This window comes from Romboutsia sp., from assembly GCF_051659545.1.
In the GTDB taxonomy this organism is placed as follows: domain Bacteria; phylum Bacillota; class Clostridia; order Peptostreptococcales; family Peptostreptococcaceae; genus JBOFOR01.
The window spans coordinates 1-4,307 of the sequence record NZ_JBOFOR010000278.1 but is presented as its reverse complement, the minus strand read 5'-3'; the positions used below and the strand labels follow the sequence as shown (position 1 = coordinate 4,307).

Sequence of the window (4,307 nt, the reverse complement as noted above, 5' to 3'; positions counted from 1 at the left end):
ATATTAAAGTTTTTATAATCACTTAATAATGTATTATTATCTTTATATATTATCTTATTTATATTGTTATTTTTACCATCATACTCTATATTATATTTGTCATTATAATCCAATAAGTTTTCTATCTTATTCCCTATCCAATATATATTTCCATTGTAATTTGATAGGTCTTCAATTATATTAGAATTACTTATATCATTCTCTATATTAACTACAACTACATAATCAAATTTGTCTATATGTGCTTTTTTATATTCACTTAAATTTACTTTTTCAACATTATTATTAAATTTATATAAAAGTTCTTCCAAGTAATCTACAGTATTTTCTTTATAAGTAATATTTTGTTTGTTTTCATAAATTATAAGGGTATTCGATTTGTTATCAGCATAAGATAAATTGTGACTTAAAATAGTGACTAATATAGTAACCACAATACAGATAGCTTTTTTATACATCATACTCAAGTTCCGCCTCACATAATTGCTTATATTGGATTGCATTTTGTATTTTTTCATCATATTCTATTATTGCTATTTTAGAGTCTATATTTATATTGTATTTTGATTGATTCATGTCTAGATTTAATTCATTTAATCTAGTTTTTATCCTATTTTTTACTATTAATGCACCATCTTTATCTGTATCTGGCATAATTATAGCTAACATATCATTATTTAAAGAGTATATATCATCCTCGCCTCTCGTTGAATTTGTTATTATATCTCCTATTTGTTTTATAAGTATATTGTACTTATTCTCGCCAATTATGCCTTTTATTTCTGCGTAATAGGGCAGATTTATTATCATCAAGCTCAACTTTACATTATGTCTTTTAGCCCTACTCATTTCTTTATCTAAATACTTGTAAAAGTTTTTAATATTTCCCAGCCCTGTTGTGTAATCAATTGTAACTAATTCTTTGTATTCATTTTGTAGCCTTTCATTTATATTTTGAAGATTTATAATTGACTCTGATAATTTTCCCATAGTTAGTGTTATCATAGCTAGAATAATCATCCATATGTATGATACATAACTTATTTCTACATTAAATATTAAGTTGTTATAAAAAATATATAAAGAGTAGAAAAATATACAAATTGAGGTTAATATTAACCCAGTTATCATTCCTCCAACATAAGTAATTATTATTGTAAAAAAGCTTATTCCTATTGTTATAAATGTCAAAGCATTTTGGTTATCTGTATTTGATAAAAACAAAATACAAAACAATATAAAAACTTCTAAAAATAATCCTATCATATATAAATCTATTTTTTTAGATATTCTATTCATATTCTGTCCTCCTCCTATATGTCGTGATGTCGTGTTTTTCTTATAAAACACTTTCTAAAATATCTACTATCCGATTCGATGCAAATCCATCTCCGTATGGATTTGATGTGTTACTCATCGTTTTGTAATAATTTTCATTATTAAGTAGTTCTTTGCAACTTTTATAAATCAATTCTTCTTCAGTACCAACAAGTTTAAGAGTGCCTACTTTTACACCTTCAGGCCTTTCTGTAGTATCTCTCATAACTAAAACCGGCTTTTTAAGTGAAGGGGCTTCTTCTTGTATTCCACCACTGTCTGTAAGAATTAGATACGACTTAGCTAACATATTATGAAAATCTATTACATCTAGTGGTTCTATTAATTTAATTCTATTATGATTTCCTAATAGAGATTTAGCAGTTTCCCTAATTGCAGGATTCATATGCATAGGATAAACAACCTTTACATCTTCATATTCATCTACAATTTTCTTAATAGCTCTAAACATATTTTTAAGAGGTTGACCTAAATTTTCTCTCCTGTGTGCTGTAAGCATTATTAATTTTTCATTTCCTACCCATTCTAATATATCATTGGAATAATCTTTTTTTACAGTTGTTTTAAGTGCATCTATTGCAGTATTACCAGTTACATATATATACTTATCTTTTTTGCCTTCATTTAATAAATTTTGCTTTGCTGATTCTGTTGGAGCAAAGTGGTATTTAGATATAATACCAGTAGCCTGTCTATTAAATTCCTCTGGGAATGGTGAGTATATATTGTGTGTTCGTAATCCTGCTTCAATATGACCTACTGGTATTTGAAGGTAAAATGCAGCCAATGATGTAGAAAATGTAGTTGATGTGTCACCATGAACTAAAACTATATCCGGCTTTATATCTTCTAATATTACTTTCATTTTTAACAATATATTTTGAGTTATCTCAAATAAAGTTTGTTTATCCTTCATAATGCCTAAGTCATAATCCGGTACTATATCAAACACTTTTAAAACTTGATCTAGCATTTGACGATGTTGTCCAGTTATACATACTACAGTATTAATTTTTTTTCTACTTTTAAGTTCTTTAACTAAAGGGCACATTTTTATTGCTTCTGGTCTAGTTCCAAATACAATCATAACTTTTTTCAATTTATCACCTCTCCTAATTAATTTATACTTATATGCTTCATATACATTTTTTTATTTATTAATTTAGATTTCAAGATATTTTTCTGTTATTTTGTCACAAAATGTCAAATTGTATATTCCTATTATATCATCAAAATAAAATCATATGACTTAATTTTATTATTTACTATTATTTTTAAATAATTACAAACAAAAAGTACCACCATAAGTAGTACCTTCTATTGCATAATATTTATTATTTCACCAGTGTGTTTGTTCACTTGGTACCATCCTATAGTAGCAGTATGACTTTCATCAGGGTTAGAAATCACATCATACACATGTACTATATAATATTTATTATCTACACTATCAACTTCTATATTACTAGCTATATAAGAGTTATTTGTTTGTAAATAATCTTTTACTAATTTTATTGCTTGTGTTTTTCCAATTTCTTTCTTTGTACTTATATCTGATAATACTTCTATTTCATCTTTAAGGTTATCTAATATTGGCTTTTTATATATATTTGCTTCTATATAAATAGTCCCTAAAAATAATACTACAATAACGGCTAATAATTTTTTAACCTTCATAAGGATTCCTCCATAAACATGTTTTCTTTTTATATCTTAGCCATAATATTTTCCATTTATTCATGTACTACTTTTAATTTAATTAACATAAAAAGGATTTGCAAATTAAATTGCAAATCCTTTTTATGTTAATTAATTTTTTTATTAATTAGCTTGTTTTGTTCCTATTTTATTTCCATTCTTCTTTAGTGCTGTTGATAGCATAGTAAATGATGTGTAGCACACAACAACTACTACTAGCCATTTTAACCAGTATATAGGTAAGTTAGTTACAAATAATAATGCTAATATAGAACCTATTACACCACCTATAGTTATTCCCATAGATATTTCTCTTTCATAAGCACCTTCTTTAACAAACTTTGTGCTAGCTATTGGTCCAACAAATGCACATGATCCCATCATTATTGGGAAAGCTGCCATAGGATTCATTCCAAGTAAAGCTACCATAGCCATACAAGGTGCATACAAACCTATTCCTGCTGTCATTAATGCTCCAAGTATAAAGTTACCTACTACTCCTATTACTAGTTTAACTCCAGTAAGACCTATTGCTTCACCACCTGTTGGCATAAGCTCTAATTGACCTAACACTAATAATATTGCAACAACTATTAGAGCTAGTCCCATTGTTAATTGAATCATTTTTTCTGGAAGTTTAGATATTATTCCTGCCCCTATATAAGAACCCACTACTGCTGCAACTATCAGACTTACAAGAGTTATTATGTCTACATCTATTGCTGTTAATGACATAAATGCTTGTGTAATCATTGGCAAAGCATGAGCTACATTTAAAGTTCCTGGCAATAACCTATCTGATACTTTTAATTTAGCATTTAATTTTAATATAGCTGTAGTAGTTGCAAAAGATCCAACACCTATTGCATCTAAAAAATCTGTTATGAATCCAATAAATAATCCCGGTATAAATACACCTTTTTTATTATTCCCTATGTTCTTTCTGAAATCGTTTGCGTAAATAGCAGTAAATCCTGCAGTTAATGCTGCTAGTAACCCTAAAAGTAAATTTAGCATGTTTCCCCCATTGTCTTATTGTATTTTTTAGTAATTTTTTCCACAATCCTGATTATACTACAAAATATTTTCTATATCTATCATTATTTTTAATTTTTTTTTATATAATTTTATTTTTTGCTTAATTGCAATATCAAATTGAACTATTTTTTAAAATATGAAAAATAACCCAAATATTAGGCTGCATATATAGAATCTAAGTGTTCTTCAAATAGTTTCTCGGGTGTATTGTAGCCTAATATTTTTCTTGGTAA

Annotated in this window: 5 protein-coding genes; all 5 read right to left on the bottom strand. The window is 26.8% G+C overall.

Features of this window, described 5'->3' with window-relative positions; genetic code table 11:
- A partial coding sequence (locus tag ACRC03_RS16705; protein ID WP_438653733.1) for a hypothetical protein occupies positions 1-461 on the bottom strand: 461 nt, incomplete at its 3' end.
- On the bottom strand, positions 451-1,299 hold the full coding sequence (locus ACRC03_RS16700; protein ID WP_438653732.1) for a GGDEF domain-containing protein: 849 nt from the start codon (positions 1,297-1,299) through the stop codon (positions 451-453). The genes ACRC03_RS16705 and ACRC03_RS16700, both read right to left, overlap by 11 nt.
- A 40-nt stretch (positions 1,300-1,339) precedes the next feature.
- Entirely contained in the window at positions 1,340-2,437 is a 1,098-nt protein-coding gene (gene wecB / locus ACRC03_RS16695) for a non-hydrolyzing UDP-N-acetylglucosamine 2-epimerase (RefSeq protein ID WP_438653731.1), read from the bottom strand.
- Between the two features lie 218 nt (positions 2,438-2,655).
- Positions 2,656-3,015: a hypothetical protein gene (locus tag ACRC03_RS16690; RefSeq protein ID WP_438653730.1), complete on the bottom strand. Its 360-nt coding sequence runs from the start codon at positions 3,013-3,015 to the stop codon at positions 2,656-2,658.
- A gap of 144 nt (positions 3,016-3,159) precedes the next feature.
- Positions 3,160-4,053 (bottom strand): TSUP family transporter, encoded by an 894-nt coding sequence (locus ACRC03_RS16685; RefSeq protein ID WP_438653729.1) that lies wholly within the window; start codon positions 4,051-4,053, stop codon positions 3,160-3,162.
- Between the last annotated feature and the right edge of the window lie 254 nt (positions 4,054-4,307).